This is a genomic window from Paenibacillus sp. NPDC093718 (assembly GCF_050279985.1).
Lineage (GTDB): Bacteria > Bacillota > Bacilli > Paenibacillales > Paenibacillaceae > Paenibacillus_AQ.
This window is the reverse complement of record NZ_JBNNUS010000001.1, coordinates 159,560-175,001: the sequence shown is the minus strand read 5'-3', so window position 1 is coordinate 175,001 and position 15,442 is coordinate 159,560. Positions and strand designations below refer to the sequence as shown.

13 protein-coding genes are annotated in these 15,442 nt (G+C 50.3%); 12 read left to right on the top strand and 1 reads right to left on the bottom strand.

The window, feature by feature from the left end:
• Window positions 1–202 precede the first annotated feature (202 nt).
• From ACQKPA_RS00860 to ACQKPA_RS00850, 3 genes are all read left to right on the top strand, one after another.
• Complete coding sequence (locus tag ACQKPA_RS00860) at window positions 203–616, top strand: DUF4183 domain-containing protein (RefSeq protein ID WP_427488614.1); 414 nt, start codon at window positions 203–205, stop codon at window positions 614–616.
• A gap of 299 nt (window positions 617–915) precedes the next feature.
• The gene (locus tag ACQKPA_RS00855) at window positions 916–2,412 is read left to right on the top strand and encodes an amidase family protein (RefSeq protein WP_427488612.1); all 1,497 of its coding nucleotides are present in this window, start codon (window positions 916–918) and stop codon (window positions 2,410–2,412) included.
• Window positions 2,413–2,432: 20 nt separating this feature from the next.
• Window positions 2,433–2,969 (top strand): hypothetical protein, encoded by a 537-nt coding sequence (locus tag ACQKPA_RS00850; RefSeq protein WP_427488610.1) that lies wholly within the window; start codon window positions 2,433–2,435, stop codon window positions 2,967–2,969.
• Window positions 2,970–3,109: 140 nt separating this feature from the next.
• On the opposite strand, the gene ACQKPA_RS00845 is transcribed toward ACQKPA_RS00850, so the two are convergent.
• The gene (locus tag ACQKPA_RS00845) at window positions 3,110–3,391 is read right to left on the bottom strand and encodes a CD3324 family protein (RefSeq protein ID WP_006211013.1); all 282 of its coding nucleotides are present in this window, start codon (window positions 3,389–3,391) and stop codon (window positions 3,110–3,112) included.
• A gap of 440 nt (window positions 3,392–3,831) precedes the next feature.
• Here ACQKPA_RS00845 and ACQKPA_RS00840 point away from each other — a divergent pair, with 440 nt between their 5' ends.
• The 9 genes from ACQKPA_RS00840 (at window position 3,832) to ACQKPA_RS00800 (ending at window position 15,432) form a co-directional block, all read left to right on the top strand.
• Window positions 3,832–5,532 (top strand): GAF domain-containing sensor histidine kinase, encoded by a 1,701-nt coding sequence (locus ACQKPA_RS00840; protein ID WP_427488607.1) that lies wholly within the window; start codon window positions 3,832–3,834, stop codon window positions 5,530–5,532.
• Complete coding sequence (locus tag ACQKPA_RS00835; RefSeq protein ID WP_427488605.1) at window positions 5,529–6,194, top strand: response regulator; 666 nt, start codon at window positions 5,529–5,531, stop codon at window positions 6,192–6,194. The genes ACQKPA_RS00840 and ACQKPA_RS00835 overlap by 4 nt, the downstream gene beginning before the upstream one ends.
• Window positions 6,195–6,374: 180 nt before the next feature.
• Complete coding sequence (locus tag ACQKPA_RS00830) at window positions 6,375–6,935, top strand: NADPH-dependent FMN reductase (RefSeq protein ID WP_427488603.1); 561 nt, start codon at window positions 6,375–6,377, stop codon at window positions 6,933–6,935.
• A complete protein-coding gene (locus tag ACQKPA_RS00825) occupies window positions 6,932–8,644 on the top strand; it encodes a VOC family protein (RefSeq protein WP_427488601.1) in 1,713 nt (570 codons plus the stop codon). The genes ACQKPA_RS00830 and ACQKPA_RS00825 overlap by 4 nt, the downstream gene beginning before the upstream one ends.
• A gap of 103 nt (window positions 8,645–8,747) precedes the next feature.
• Window positions 8,748–9,290, top strand: a complete 543-nt coding sequence (locus ACQKPA_RS00820) for an NADPH-dependent FMN reductase (RefSeq protein WP_427488599.1) — start codon at window positions 8,748–8,750, stop codon at window positions 9,288–9,290.
• A gap of 119 nt (window positions 9,291–9,409) precedes the next feature.
• Complete coding sequence (locus tag ACQKPA_RS00815) at window positions 9,410–11,029, top strand: response regulator (protein ID WP_427488597.1); 1,620 nt, start codon at window positions 9,410–9,412, stop codon at window positions 11,027–11,029.
• Complete coding sequence (locus ACQKPA_RS00810) at window positions 11,026–12,822, top strand: cache domain-containing sensor histidine kinase (RefSeq protein WP_427488595.1); 1,797 nt, start codon at window positions 11,026–11,028, stop codon at window positions 12,820–12,822. The genes ACQKPA_RS00815 and ACQKPA_RS00810 overlap by 4 nt, the downstream gene beginning before the upstream one ends.
• Window positions 12,819–13,799 carry a substrate-binding domain-containing protein gene (locus ACQKPA_RS00805; protein WP_427488594.1) on the top strand — a complete coding sequence of 327 codons (981 nt, stop codon included), beginning with the start codon at window positions 12,819–12,821 and terminating at the stop codon, window positions 13,797–13,799. Before ACQKPA_RS00810 ends, ACQKPA_RS00805 begins: the two co-directional genes overlap by 4 nt.
• A gap of 133 nt (window positions 13,800–13,932) precedes the next feature.
• Entirely contained in the window at window positions 13,933–15,432 is a 1,500-nt protein-coding gene (locus tag ACQKPA_RS00800) for a sugar ABC transporter ATP-binding protein (RefSeq protein WP_427488592.1), read from the top strand.
• The last annotated feature ends 10 nt before the right edge of the window (window positions 15,433–15,442 follow it).

Here is a 15,442-nt window from a genome sequence, read left to right as displayed (position 1 = left end):
ATTTAGTTTATGTCATCGGAAGGGCAGTGGAATGGACATTTGTCCTTTTTTCAATGATATATTGACCGGTACGCTGGTAGTTTCCTGGTTTATTTTTACTATAAATGGGAGAATGCCAGGATCAAAACTAGAAATCTATCATTTAATGATATTATGGCTCAGCCATACTTTTTGTTATCTTGCAGCAGAGAGGAGTGATTACATGCCAGTTATCAAACCTATCATTATAGCTGTCGCAACGCCCCCTGTTGCAACCGGGGGAACGATCACCACAACGGTAACGCCAACTGTAACCCGTTACTTTGCGCTGATTACCGAAGCTATGATCGGAGCAGACTCCATTACCATGCCGGCAACAAGCTTTGTTGATGATGCTGAGGCAGCCGTGACGGCATTCCCCGCATTGACAGGTACAGAATACTTTAATGTGTATATCAACGGCATGCTTCAACAACTTGCCTTATCGACATTAACAACCGCGAGTTTGGTACTCGATACGACGGACGTTCCGGCGGGGATACCGGTTTTATTGGAAATCGCCAGTTTCACGAACACAACATCCGCGATCACGACACAGCCGACAATATCGGCACCGGTCATTACGATCATCAGTTAATCGTTAAGGAGAGGGTTGCCCTGATCAATAGGATTAGGGCAATCTTTTTCATTTAAAGAACGGATCAAGAAGTCATTCTTGGTCCGCTTTTTGCGTTTATGTTGGCGATTAGATGAGAGCAAACAGAATCAGGAAAGTTGAGCCATTCAGGTGACGCTCGGGATCACGGGCAATAAGAGGAATTTTGTTCCTAATTCCCGAATTAGATTAAATACCTGAATCGTTTGGAGGCTAAAATATGAAACATTAATCCCCACCATCTACCGTAAGTTCAGAAAGATTAGTCAGGGGGACTATATATGATCATGGATAAAAAAGCATGGATTGTGGAAGCAATCATTTTGGATATGCAGCATGCGATGGCAGAGGGTTGGATGACTTCAGTAGAGCTGGTTCAATTGTACCTGGAGCGGATCGGGTTATACGATGGTACTCTCCGCTCGATTCTTGAGGTGAACCCTGAAGCGCTGCAAATTGCCGAGGAGCTGGATCGGGAGCGCAAGGACCAGGGTGCAAGAGGATTGCTTCATGGAATTCCCATCCTGCTTAAGGACAATATCGACACCGGGGATCGGCTGCATACGAGCGCCGGCTCCATCACCCTTGCGGATTCGTTTGCCGCCAAAGATTCCTTTGTTGCTGCGAAGCTGCGTAAAGCGGGTGTTGTTATTTTGGGCAAGAGCAACATGACCGAGTGGGCGAATTTCATGTCATCGACGATGTGGGCAGGATATTCGTCAAGACATGGACTTACGTTAAATCCCTACGGCCCTGGGGAAATGTTTATTGGAGGTTCAAGCTCAGGCTCCGGTGCTGCGGTGGCGGCGAATTTGGCCGCAGCGGCCATCGGGACGGAAACATCAGGATCGATTATCAGTCCTTCCAGCCAGAACAGTCTGGTTGGCATTAAGGCGACGATTGGACTGGTAAGCCGGTCAGGTATCATACCTATCACTCACACACAGGATACGGCAGGTCCAATGACCAGAACGGTGGAAGATGCAGCGATTCTGCTTAGCGCGATCGCGGGAGCTGACGATCTGGACGAAGTGACCAAGATCGATCCTCAAAAAAGGGTGGAGGACTACACGGAGTATCTGGATTCGAGTTATTTGAAGAAAGCCCGAATCGGGATCCCCCGATACTACTATAAGCACCTGGATCGGGATAGACTAGATATTGTAGAGTCCGCCATTGAAGTGCTGCGGAATCAAGGAGCTACCATTATTGATCCGGTGGAGCTGCCTTGCCAGGATACCAAGTGGGATGCCAATGTCCTTCGCTATGAGTTCAAAAAATATGTCAATGATTATTTGGCGAACGTAGATGCGTCTCTGCCTGTTCATTCGTTGGCCGAGGTTATCGCTTATAATGAGGCACACGCCGATGTTGCTTTGAAATATGGACAGGGCACATTGATTTGGGCCGAGGAAACGAGCGGCACGCTGACCGAAACAGAGTATCTTAAGAGCAAGCAGAAGAATAAAGAAATGGCGGGAGCGAGAGGGATTGACCATGTTTTGCAGGCGTATCAGCTGGACGCCCTGCTGTTTCTGGGTAATGAATATGGAACGGATTTGGCTGCCCGGGCAGGTTATCCATCGGTAACCGTTCCCGGCGGCTATGCCGAGAATGGCGTCATTGCGCCGGGAGGATATATTACGAAGGGGCCACAGGGCATTACGTTCATCGGGACGGCATATAGCGAGCCCGTGCTGATCCAATTAGCCTACGGCTTTGAGCAGGCTACCCAGCATCGCGTGCCACCGAGGCTTTCATCCCCGTCATCAGAGTAAAAGAGAGGTGAAGTTCCATCATGCCGCGCAATTTGGAGTATGTTCCTTACGGTTACGAGCCCCCGAAGCCGACAACCAAAGGAACCTTAATATTCTATGACCTCTTCGAGCAGGTTCAGGAGGATGTGGAGCAGGCTGCCGCCATTTTAGAAGAACGGTCATTTGTAAAATTGGTGTTGTATCCGCTGCATGAAGAGACAGCCAGGCGGATGTTCAAGGAGCCGGTAAGCCCGTATTACAAGCGGGAGAAACAGCTTCAGGAATGGGTCGAAGAGCATGGAAGATCTTCGGTCGTGATTGAACCCTTCGAGTCGAAACGGAAAAAATACACGCCGATCGATACCGCGCTTCGTCATCTGGTAGAGAAATACGGAGGTCCCCATTTTCTTATTCTGACACCTGAGATGGCAAATGTGTTTGCCTCTTTTTCTTCCTTCGAGGAATGGATAGTGAAGCTGAGGTTAATCCTCTTGTCCGAGCCGCCGTACCTGCACCCGCGCTTGGAGAAGTTTCGCCATCGTTGGGATGTCGCGGGGGAGAAACCGGAAGGTCGCTAGGGTATAAAAAACGCCCGACTGTAGGCGAATCTACAGTCGGGCATTTTCTTATTATTAGCGTTCATATAAAATGGAAAGGACTGCGCCCCAAGGGAACAGTCCTATGTTAATCCGTGTGCAGACCGTTACATCTCATTGATTCAGGTCCCTACGCGGGTAAGTTTACTTATGATCTTGCGCACGCTTTCTCCAGACAGGAAGTAGGTCCGTTCCAATTCCTCAATGGACCGTCCTTTGCAATAAGCGCGATACATTTCTTTATTTCGACTTTCGATGCGTTGTTTGGAACCGCTTAACTCTCCCCAGCCGGCTCTTTGCTCGCTCTGTTTCGGTATGTAGAGTAATTCTCCGTCTATATACTGTTGAATTTGCTGCAGCAGCTCGGGGGGAAGCACTTCTCTTCCGTTCTTGTAATGGCCCATCGATGCCCTCCTCTTTCTGTATACATATTTAAGCTATCGCTGAGTTTCAAAACAATTGCATTGATCATGCTTGCCCTCCTCCTTTCGTGATATTGGTTTTTTTTGGATTTTTAGATTTTTGGATTTAAAAATAGATATAGGGAGCCCGCAGCGGGCTCCCATTTTAACGGATATTCGCTTTACGCGAATACCACCTCACGGATCTGAATCATTGCAATCAGCCTCCTTTCAGCTCATTTCGTCGGCCCCGACTTCTATATTAAGCCATATGTAGGTGGGAATTTGCAAGAGATAAAACAATATTAATTGTTTTTTACCAAAATTCATGGGGTGAATGATTTGAGAAAAGTCTGAAGGGCTCCACAGGGATTTGGATGGTGTGTGACAGGATTATATAATATAGTTACTTCAGAATGCAAAAAAAGAAGGAGCTTTCGTGTATGTCCAATCACGATCCGCATATTCAGGAGTTAATTACGCTGAAGACGATCGCAGAAACATTGAACGAGTCCAATGAGCTTGGCCCCATGCTGGACGTTGTTATTGCCAAGCTGCTGGAGCTAACCGGACTTACGACCGGTTGGCTGTTCCTGGTGGAAGATCGGGGAACGCATGAATTCGTAGCGAGCCGGAATTTGCCGCCTGCCCTGAGCCGGAATGATAACGAGCCCATGAGATGCGGCAGCTGCTGGTGCCTGGAGCGTTACGATGACGGACGTCTGAAAAATGCCGTGAACATATTGAATTGCAAACGTCTGGATAATGCCGTTCGGTATCATTGGGGGGATACGGAAGGCATAACCCACCATGCAACCGTTCCGCTGCGATCCGGCAGCCGCAGGTTCGGCGTACTGAATGTGGCTGCACCCGGGAAGCTGCATTTCACCAAAGAGGAACTGGCGCTGCTGGAATCGGTTGCCTACCAAATAGGCAGCGCCATTGAGCGCATGCGGCTATACGCAGCCGAGCAGCGCCGGGCGGATTTGTTTGCCCGGCTTGGGGAATATAGCAGCGCACTCGGTGCTTATGCTTCCCAAGCGGTTAACCGGGCCGAATTAACGAAGCAAGTCATGAGTTTAATGGGGCGTTACTTTGACTGGCCGGTTGCAGCGTTGCTGGAACCTATCGGCAGCGAAATGACGCTGCGTGCCCTTTACAGCAGAGGGCAGACGACGCTGCCCCATGCCAAATTTCCGCTTGCTAAAGCCGCGCGAACCCGTTCTGGCAAGGGAAAGGTCCCTGGGGATCCGATCAGTGCCGAAGATGCTCAGCGGCTTGCTGATCAATTGGTTGAACAGGGATGGATATCATCCATCACCCGCGCGGTTGCTGTTCCGCTGGCGGTTGCCGGGGACTCCGCATCCGGACTGCTTATGGTAGGGTATGATCATTACAGGGATTCGTACCGAGCGGATATGGATGTGATCGAGGCACTGGCTGAACATATCGGCATGACGCTTCAGCGTATCCGCCTGGAGGAGAACCGGCGGGAGCTCGCAAGAATGGATGAACGAAATCGTCTCGCCCGGGACCTGCACGACTCGGTAAGCCAAACCTTGTTCTCGCTAGTCATGATGTCCAAGGGGGTGGGGGGAATGCTTGCCGCGGAGCCGCATGAGCATACCAACATGCTGCAGGACACCATCCATGATATACAGTCCTTATCGCAAAGCGCGCTTAAGGAAATGCGGGAACTGATCATGCAGCTTCGCCCACCCGGACTTGAGGAGGGGCTTATGACTGGCCTGAAACAATACGGCGAACGATTGAAGCTTCATGTGACTTCACATATCAGCGGGATGCAGGAGCTGCCCCGGATCGTGGAAGAAACCTTGTGGAGGATCGGCCAAGAGGCGCTGAACAATGTAAGCAAGCATGCGGATACAAAGGAAGTAACGGTAGTATTAACCTTGCAGGAAAATGAAGTTGAACTTCGGATTGAAGATCATGGCCGAGGGATTACCAAACAAAGATTGAACGAGCTGACAAGACATTCGATTGGGCTGTCCAGCATGCGGGAACGAGCGGAATCGCTCGGAGGACAATTCCGTCTCTACAGTGTGTACAGAGAGGGAACCATCATTGAGGTTTCGCTGCCCTTAAGGGTGAGATCAATAGAGAATGGGGGGATAAACCGATGATCCGATTGTTGATCGCTGACGATCATGCCATGGTACGACGGGGATTGCAGGTTTTTCTGGCTACGCAGCCGGATATCGAGATGGTTGGCGAAGCCGCCAATGGCGAGGAAACGTTAGAGACAGCCAAACATCTAAATCCTGATGTCGTGTTAATGGATCTGAATATGCCGATCCTCAATGGAATCGATACGACCGCACGATTAAAAAAAGAACAACCTCACATTAAAGTCATCGTGCTGACCTCGTTTATTGATTATGACCATGTTCTGCCCGCCATTCGGGCGGGCGCACGCGGCTATCTTCTTAAGGATATTGAGCCGGAGGATTTGGTAGCTGCGATCAGGCGCGTGTATGAAGGACAGGTCGAACTGCATCCGGATGCGGCAGGCCTGCTCATGACGCATGTTACATCGCCGGTGGGGGCAGATGAGACCAGCGGGTCCGGTCATCAGGAAGAGACTGCGCAGCTTGATAAACTTACCCGCCGGGAGCAGGAGGTACTGCAGCTGATTGCATCGGGCATGAACAACAGGGAAATTAGCGAAGCGCTTTACATCACCGAGAAGACGGTCAAAACGCATGTCAGCCATCTGCTCGATAAGCTGGGGGTTGCCGACCGGACCCAGGCGGCCATTTATGCGCTCAAGCATGGAATCGTATAAGGATTTGCTGTATTTGGCGTACATAACGATCATATCTAAGACTAAAGTTGTAGAAGCTCTCAGCCGAAGGCATGAGAGCTTTTGCACGTAAAATCACTCTAAATGTTGACGATTTCCATGGCTTGCTTCCCCTACAATGTACATAACAAAACATTCGATACCAATAAGGGAGGCAGTACCATGAAGATCGTGATTATAGCTGGCAGCAATCGCAAGGAAGCAACAAGCACCATACTGGCCAAAGCCTTGGAAGCACAAATGAACCGGTTGTTCGTGGAAGTGAAGCTGTTTAACTTGTATGAAACATCGCTCCCGTTCTATTCGCCAGACGAAATATTCAACCGTCATGATGGCGTGCGCGAGCTGCAGCGTCTGTTAATGGAGGCGGATGGCATTATTTTGACGACACCGGAGTACCACGGAGGGATGAGCGGAGTTCTGAAAAATGCTCTGGATCATATGGGTCAGATGCATTTCTCAGGTAAACCGGTTCTATCGGTAAGCTCGGCGGGAGGCGCTGTCGGCGTGAGCTCACTGCAGCAAATGCAGGCTACCATACGCAATTTGCACGGGATTAATAGTCCGGAATGGATCTCAATTGGCGGTTCTCAGCGTGCCATCTATGAATCCGAAGCGGCAGAAGGCACGATGGTGCTGGATTACCGGGCTAAAGAGGCGCTATCCATCTTTCTGGAACTGGTCAAGCAGATCAGCAGTAAAGAGGAGGTTGAAACCTCATGATCACTCATTTTGCCGGACTGAAATTAAAAACGGTATCCATTCAGGGCGTGAAACAATTCTACCACGAGTTACTTCATTTCCCGATTGCTAGCGAAAGCGAGGTTGAGATCGTATTTCAGCCTACACCGGATTTCACGCTCGCCTTTGAAGAAGCGTATGAACCAATAGCTCCTGCCCATATCGCCTTTGAGGTGCCTTTTTCCCAGTTTGAATCCTTGATCCAGAAGCTTGCAGAGCAGGTACCTCTGTTGAAATGGCCTGATGGCGAAGTGGTTGAGCGCTTTGATTCCGGCGTGAACGTGTACTTCAAGGATGGCGATGGAAACTTGCTTGAGTTTATCGCGCATGATGATCTGAAGGATGGGGTATTGGCGCCGAACGGCACCTATGGCGTCCTGTATTTGCGTGAGGTGGGATTGCCTGTGGAGGATCCGGTAGCCGCAAGATTATGGATGCAGCGGACCCTCGGATTAACGATCGCCAAGGATTCGGAGCAATTCGCTTTTGTCATTGGAGGAACGGCTCATGCCGTTGTTGTATCAACGAAGCGCAAATGGATCCCGATTTCGATGAATGCGCTGGCACCATCCTTGGAGATCACTTACGGAGTAACGGACGAACGGTTTCTGGACCGGGTTCGGTCCACTCTGGATCGGCGGATGATGGTTTCGGATAACGAGGATGGCTTGCATTTTAGAATGTATGGTTACAGCATCCGAATGAAGATAACGAGCTTCCCCAAAGACATTGCAGCCAGGCTGAATCTGCCGAGTGCGAACGAAGGGAAGGAGGTGAACTCGGTCATTAGTGACCGGTATTTGGGGGATGGTCTTACGGCATTGAGCCGCGGCGGCGAGGTTGGCTGGTTTGAAGGACATGTTGGCGGAGCGTATTTAGCGGCTTATTACATGCAGAAGGAGTTTGATTTGCCGCAAGATGTACTGCAGGGCCTGGTCGCCAATTGTCGGCATTTGCGTAGTCAGCATGAAGATTGGTTTGAACCCTATCCTCCCGAGTCTGCGCAGCCTGAATTAATGAATCAACTCATTGAAGGGCTGCTGCCTAACCTGACGAATCTGAGCACCTCCGGACACGGGGTAACCCTGGCCGTCTTGGGACTAAAAGCATTACGGGACCGTCCGGACTTACTGACTCCGTCCATCGTGCAAGGCTTACTCAAGTTGATGGAAGATGCAGCAGTTGAACATAAGCTTGCAAGGTATTATGGAATCGAGGATTATACCAAGCTGGATCGGTCGGAAATCTCGCTCTCTGACCTGCCGCTGTACCGGGATGCATCCGATTTGGCATTCCGCGCCCTTTCCGAGCTGGATCTCGTGCTTCCGGATCAACACGTAGACGGCAAGTATTACTTTTTTGCCGGTGAGCTCGAGCATGGCATTACCCACGCTCACGCGCTGATTGAGCTGGAACGGCTCGGATATGTTCAGCTTGCCAAGCTTGGTCAAGGCAATCACCGGCTGCAAATGAAACTCAACCGTTTAAAGCCTCAAACGCTTTCGAACCAGGGGGTTCGGGCAGCAGAAGATGCATCGATAACGGATTCGGCCTATTGGAATAAGCTGTATGAAGATCCGCATGCCATCAAAGTGCCTTATGCCGCACTGGCTCTGCTCCAATATGTGCCGCCTGAACAGAGAGAAGACATGGAGCGCGATGTGTGTAAACTGCTCTCGTTGATGAAGTAGGACACACGATATTTTGACATTGGTAAAATATGGTGTTAGGCTAAAGATTAGTTGTCAATGATAGATTAAAAAGTGCTAAGAAAGCATAAAACTGGAGGGTATCATGAAAGTAGCAATCGTAGTAGGAAGCATTAGAAAAGAGTCGTACAATATGAAACTGGCGCAATATTTGAAGCAGCGGTACTCGGATCAGATCACGTTTGAAATCTTGGGGCTTCGCGATCTTCCGTTCTACGATCAAGACATTGAATTGGATCCGCCCGCGACCGTCAAGGTTTTCAAGGAGCGGGTAGCAGCCGCTGATGCGGTATTGTGGATTACGCCGGAGTATAATTACTCCATACCGGGCGTGCTCAAGAACGCACTCGATTGGTTATCGCGCGTTGATAAGGTTATGAACGGGAAGCCTTCATGGATCATGGGAGCGTCGATGGGACAGCTTGGAACGGTTCGAGCTCAAGAGCATCTCCGGGATATTCTGTTTTCTGTCGGCATTACTTCGCCGCTGCTCCCTAACAATGAGGTATATATCGGCGCGGTACATGAGAAGCTGGATGAGTCCGGCAAGCTGATTCATGAGCCGACGATCGGTTTTCTCGATATCGTAGTGAACAATTTCATTACGTGGATGAACACCCGTAAATAAATATAAAGTCATGGAGCCCTTTGGCAGTTGCCTGCCAAAGGGCTTTTCCTGTATATTCACCTCGTAACACGGTATAACCTAAGCAAATGGGAATTGCTTTTGAACGGGGGAGGCTTTAATTGTATACGATTCTTATTGTGGACGACGAACCGATTGTAAGAGAAGGGATCCGAAACCGGATTCAGTGGGCAGATCATGGCTTTGAATGCATCGGGGATTGCGAGAACGGCAGGGATGCATTGGAGGCTGTAACTCGCCATCAACCCGATGTGGTGCTAACGGATATCAACATGCCGTACATGGATGGCCTAGAGTTGTCACGCCATATTACGGAACGTTTTCCCAAGACGAAGATCATCATCCTGACCGGTTTTGACGATTTCGAATATGCCCAGCAGGCGGTGAAGCTCCAGGTCACGGATTTTATTTTGAAACCGGTTACTTCGGCGGAGTTAAGGGAGATGCTTGGTAAACTCAAGCTGGAAATGGATGAGGAGCGCGGACATACGGAGCACTTGAAAAGGCTCAAACACCAGTTGAATGAGAGCTTGGTCCTGCTGAAGGAACGATTTCTTGAACGACTGGCGTCATCGCCGATGAAGCGATCCGAGATCGAGAGCAAGCTTGCATATTTTGATATTCGGCTTCCGGGGCCTCTTTATATCGCGATGGCAGCGGATATGGATGAGCTTCGTACGGATGAACAGCATGTCGATAATGAGCTCTATGCTTTTGCTTTATACAATATCATGCAGGAGATATTGGCGGGTGAGCCCGGTACAGCTATTTTTAGGTACAAGGAGAACAAAGTAATGACCATCCTGTCGGGCTCCGGCGAGGAGGAGCTGCACGCTCGGGCGCAGGAGCTGGCGGAGGACATTCGCAGATCTACGAAGCAGTTCATGAAATTCACGGTCACGCTCGGCATCGGAACGATTTGCCGCGAGCTTCAGGAAATCCGTTATTCCTGCAGGGCTTCGGAAGCTGCACTGGAATACCGGCTTTTGATCGGCCGCGATCAGGTGGTTCATATCACGGATCTTGAAAAGCGGGGGGACGCTCCTCTCCAGGATGGGATTGAAACCGAGTCAGCGCTAATCTCCGCAATTCGGGCCGGTATGGACTTAGAGGTAAAGGCGTGCATCCGGCGGCTGATCAGTGAACTTGGAAGCGCTTCAATTTCAATCGAGCTCTGTTACGTGCGGGTCCTTAGGGTCATGCTTGCCGTGCTTCAAACCTTGATGGAAATCGGCAGCAATGGGAACGAGCTGATCGGCAAGGAAAAGAGGCTGCTGTCCGATCTGTATTCTTTTCGGTCCTTGGAAGAGATCGAGCGCTGGTTAAACGAGGTGTGCGAGCAGGCGTTAAGGGATGTTGCCAAGACGAGAAAGGATATTACCCGCACCCAGATGCTGGAGGCGGTCGATTTCATCCAGCGGCATTATGAGGATGCCGAGTTATCGATTAAGACCGTATGCAGCCGGATCTTCATGAGCACGAGTTATTTCAGCGCCTTGTTCAAGTCGCATACCGGGAAGACCTTCGTTGAATACGTAACGGAAGTCCGCATGGAGAAAGCGAAGGAACTTCTGAAGCATTCCTTGTTGAAAACCTATGAAATTGCGGCGAAAACCGGTTACCAGGATCCTCAATATTTTAGTGTGCTGTTTAAGAAACATACCGGAGATACCCCGACGGAGTACCGGAATAAAATGACGTCAGGCGGGGTAAGGCCATGATGGCTCCGCAGCGGATCAAAAGCATTCAGTCCCGCATTGCCAGCTCATTCGTGATGCTTGTATTGTTTACGGCGCTGCTGCTAATCTTCATCTCCTATCGGCTGTCCGAATCGGCTGTTCGCGAAACGGCGGAGAGTTATACCTCCGAGCTGATCAATCAAGTGAATGCGAATATCCAAACCTACATCACCGGGATGAAAGACATCTCGCTGGCGACGATGAACAACCCGAACGTGAGGGAATACCTCGCCTCGGCCGATGAACTGCAGCCTGCGGAACTGGCTATATTGAAAGCGAAGATATCGGAATATTTCCACTCGATTCGGGTTTCGCGCAAAGATATTGCGTCGATTAATATTTTTGGAGCCGGCGACACCTTTATCTCCGATCGGACGGACGCCGAACTGAATTCCTATATTGTGTTATCGGAGCAGCCCTGGTATCGGCAGGCGAAGGAAAACAAGGGGCAGACGGTGATCTCCTCGTCGCATGTACAGCCGGTTATCCAGGGAGAGTACCGCTGGGTCGTATCACTGAGCCGCGAGCTCAGCGGCGTGAATTCTTCTAACGGGCTCGGCATCCTGTTGATCGATCTCAACTTCAAGGTGATTAACGATATGCTCAGCAAGCTCGATCTGGGGAACCGGGGTTACGTGTTCGTGATTGACCGTCAAGGCCGGATTGTGTATCACCCGCAGCAGCAGCTGCTCTACAGCAATTTGAAGACGGAGAGATTAGAGCAGGTGCTTCAGGACAAGCAAGGAGGTTTTGTCGTGAAGGAGGGCGGAGCAAGCCGGATTTACAGCATCAAGGACACGGATTTCGGCTGGAAAATCGTCGGCGTCTTTTACGAGAATGAGCTGGTAGACAATAAGAAGCAGATGCAGCTTTCTTTTGCTATAGCGGGGTTGTTATGCCTTGGCGTCGGCGTGCTGTTCTCCGTTGTTATCTCCCGCAACCTGACGCGTCCCATCAAGAAGCTCCAGGAAAAAATGATGGAAGTGGAGAAGGGGAATTTCGATATCCGGGTTCCTGTAGGGCATTCCAGGGAAATCTCCGGCCTGGCCCGCAGCTTCAATGTGATGGTGCTGAAGGTCAAGGAATTGATGGATCAGATCGTGATAGAACAGGAAATTAAGAGGAAAAGCGAATTGAATGCCTTGCAAGCCCAAATCAATCCCCACTTCCTCTACAATACGCTGGATTCCATTATATGGATGGCCGAGAGCAAGAAGCATGATGAGGTGATTCTGATGACATCGGCTCTAGCAAGGCTGTTTCGAGCTTCGCTCAGCAAAGGGAGGGAAATGATCCCGATTGCTACCGAGGTGGAACATATAACGAATTATTTAAAAATACAACAAATGCGATACCAGGATAAAATCCGGTTTACTCTGGATATGGATCGCGAGCTTTATCCGTATCTGACGTTGAAGGTGCTGCTGCAGCCTCTGGTGGAGAATGCCATTTATCATGGCATCAAGAACAAGGAAGGGGCGGGCACGATCACGATTACGGGGAGACTTCAGGATGATCGGATTCGGTTTCAAGTCATGGATGACGGCATCGGCATGGATCGGTCCAAGGTTGAGACATTATTAATCTCTACAGGGAGCCAACATTCGAGGAACAGCGTTGGAATTGCGAATGTCCACCAGCGGATTCAGTTATATTTTGGAGCGGAATATGGTCTTAGCTATACGAGCGAACCCGGAGCGGGGACAAACGTAAAGGTGCTTATTCCGGCCGTTCATCCGGATGAATGGCGGAGCATGGAGGGGGATGTGCCTTGAAGTCGTACATGAGACTGCGATATATTTTACTGCTGCTGATTCCGGTATTCATCCTGGGTTATATCGCCCTTCAATGGTCCAAAGAAGAACCCGGACCCAAGAAGATTATCGTGGGTGTTAAAGCGCTGGATGAGAATGAATTCTGGCGGGTACTGATTGAAGGGGTGAACACGGCTTCTCGTGAATTCGGTGTGGATGTCTCGGTGGTAGGTCCCACTCAGGAAATCGAAGTGGACTTGCAGATTCAATTGCTGGAGGAAGCCATCAAGCAGAAGCCGGATGCGATTGTCATGGCAGCAGGTGATTATAACCGCCTTGTTCCTGTAGCGGAGTCCATTCGCAAGGCTGACATCCCGCTTATCATGATTGATTCCGCCGTGAACGGCGATTACGCGCAGAGCTTGATCGCGACCGACAATGTGAATGCCGGACAGAAGGCAGGCAAGGAGCTCTCTTCGTTGCTCTCCGCAAATGCGGAGGTCGCCATTATCAGTTTCGTACGGGGGGCCTCTACGCAGATCGAGAGGGAACAAGGGGTTCGAAGCATTCTGGAGCAGCGCAGCGGCACGGAAATCGTGGGCACTTACTACAGCGAGGGCAAGGAGGAGCGTGCCTATGAAATCACGAAGAAGCTGCTGTCGGAAAGACCTGACCTGAATGGAATCGTGGGACTGAATGAGCCTTCTACAGTCGGGGCAGGAAGAGCGATCCGAGAACTGGGGCTGGCGGGCAAGGTTAAGCTGGTCGGATTCGACAGCTCGGTGAAGGAAGTCAAGCTGCTCGAAGAGGGGGTTCTTCAATCCACCATTGTTCAGAAGCCCTTCAACATCGGCTATTTGGGCATCAAAACAGCCATATCCATCATCGAAGGAGACAAGGTGTTACGCAACGTGTACACCGATTCCGTTGTCATCAACAAGGACAATATGTATACCGAGGAGAACCAGAAGCTGCTCTTTCCCTTTGTGGAAGAGTAGCTTCTTCCTTTATGGGGGTCCTGTTAACAGATCATAGTTTATTCAACACGGATCAGAGAATATTCCATTCCTCCATCGGAGACCGATTTGTACAATGATTCATAAAAGGTGCCAGCTAGAGAGGTGAGGGTCTTTGAGCGAAGTATTGATACAAATGGAAGGAATCACGAAGGAATTTCCGGGCGTGCTTGCATTAAATCATTGCCGATTCGAGCTGCTGCGCGGTGAAGTCCATGCGCTAATGGGTGAGAACGGGGCCGGCAAGTCAACGATGATGAAAATATTGACCGGCGTATACCAGAAGGACGAAGGTACGATCAGGTACAAAGGGCAGCCCGTAGAGTTAACGAATCCGAAAGCGGCACAAGACGCAGGGATCAGCATGATCCATCAGGAACTGAACTTGGCGCCTGATCTGACGGTTGCTCAGAATATATTCATCGGGCGGGAGCCGCGCAGAAAGCTCAGGTTGTTTCTGGACAATCAGGCGCTAAATCGACAGGTGAAGGAACTGTTCGAGCGGATGGGGCTGGACATGGATCCATCCATCAAGGTTTCGGAACTAACGGTTGCCAAGCAGCAGATGGTGGAGATTGCCAAGGCATTGTCTTATAACGCCGACGTGCTGGTCATGGATGAGCCTACTGCAGCTTTAAGCGAAACCGAGATTGAGGATTTGTTCCGCATCATTCGTCAGCTTCGAGAAGGCGGAGTTGGAATCGTTTACATTTCCCATCGGATGGATGAGATCAAGCGAATTACGGATCGCATTACGGTGATGCGTGACGGACAGTACATCGATACGGTTTCAACGGATGAAGTCACCACACAGGACATTATTTCCAAAATGGTTGGCCGTCAGATCTACGAGACCTCGAAACCGGAGAAGAGCGCAGGTGAACGTGAGACGGTATTGGAGGTTAAAGGACTGAATCAAGGCCGAGCTTTGAAGGACATTAACTTTACTCTGAAAAAGGGAGAAATCCTTGGCATTGCAGGCCTGGTTGGCGCGGGGCGGACCGAGCTTGCCCGAGCGATCTTCGGTGCCGACCGCATTCAATCCGGCGAGATCCATGTTCATGGCCGCAAGATAACGATCAAGGGCCCCCACGATGCGGTGCGCCAAGGGATCGGTTATTTATCCGAGGATCGCAAGCGCTATGGATGTGTCGTCGATCTGGATGTGAAGAGCAATGTGGCTATCGCCTCATACCGTAACTTCCTGGGCCCCGCCGGCTGGATGAATACGACCAGGATTCGCAAGCAGGCGGAGAATATGGTTGAACGATTGAAGATCAAAACACCTCATGTGGACCAAGAGGTGAAATTCCTCTCCGGCGGTAATCAGCAGAAAGTCGTTATCGGCAAATGGCTGACCCGCGATTGCGACATTCTGATCTTCGATGAACCGACGCGCGGGATCGATGTAGGGGCCAAGAGCGAAATCTATCGCTTGCTGAACGATCTTACGGCACAGGGCAAATCGATCATCATGATCTCCTCAGAGCTACCTGAAATTTTACGGATGAGTCATCGGGTTCTCGTGATGTGTGAAGGCCGGATTACGGGCGAGCTGGATCAAGCAGAGGCGACCCAAGAAAGCATTATGCATCTGGCTACAGCAAGGATGTAAGCCGTTATCC

Excerpts from the sequence above, each read along its gene's own strand:
- ACQKPA_RS00860 (WP_427488614.1), top strand. The coding sequence starts at position 203 with ATGCCAGTTATCAAACCTATCATTATAGCTGTCGCAACGCCCCCTGTT.
- ACQKPA_RS00855 (WP_427488612.1), top strand. The coding sequence starts at position 916 with ATGATCATGGATAAAAAAGCATGGATTGTGGAAGCAATCATTTTGGAT.
- ACQKPA_RS00850 (WP_427488610.1), top strand. The coding sequence starts at position 2,433 with ATGCCGCGCAATTTGGAGTATGTTCCTTACGGTTACGAGCCCCCGAAG.
- ACQKPA_RS00845 (WP_006211013.1), bottom strand. The coding sequence starts at position 3,391 with ATGGGCCATTACAAGAACGGAAGAGAAGTGCTTCCCCCCGAGCTGCTG.
- ACQKPA_RS00840 (WP_427488607.1), top strand. The coding sequence starts at position 3,832 with ATGTCCAATCACGATCCGCATATTCAGGAGTTAATTACGCTGAAGACG.
- ACQKPA_RS00835 (WP_427488605.1), top strand. The coding sequence starts at position 5,529 with ATGATCCGATTGTTGATCGCTGACGATCATGCCATGGTACGACGGGGA.
- ACQKPA_RS00830 (WP_427488603.1), top strand. The coding sequence starts at position 6,375 with ATGAAGATCGTGATTATAGCTGGCAGCAATCGCAAGGAAGCAACAAGC.
- ACQKPA_RS00825 (WP_427488601.1), top strand. The coding sequence starts at position 6,932 with ATGATCACTCATTTTGCCGGACTGAAATTAAAAACGGTATCCATTCAG.
- ACQKPA_RS00820 (WP_427488599.1), top strand. The coding sequence starts at position 8,748 with ATGAAAGTAGCAATCGTAGTAGGAAGCATTAGAAAAGAGTCGTACAAT.
- ACQKPA_RS00810 (WP_427488595.1), top strand. The coding sequence starts at position 11,026 with ATGATGGCTCCGCAGCGGATCAAAAGCATTCAGTCCCGCATTGCCAGC.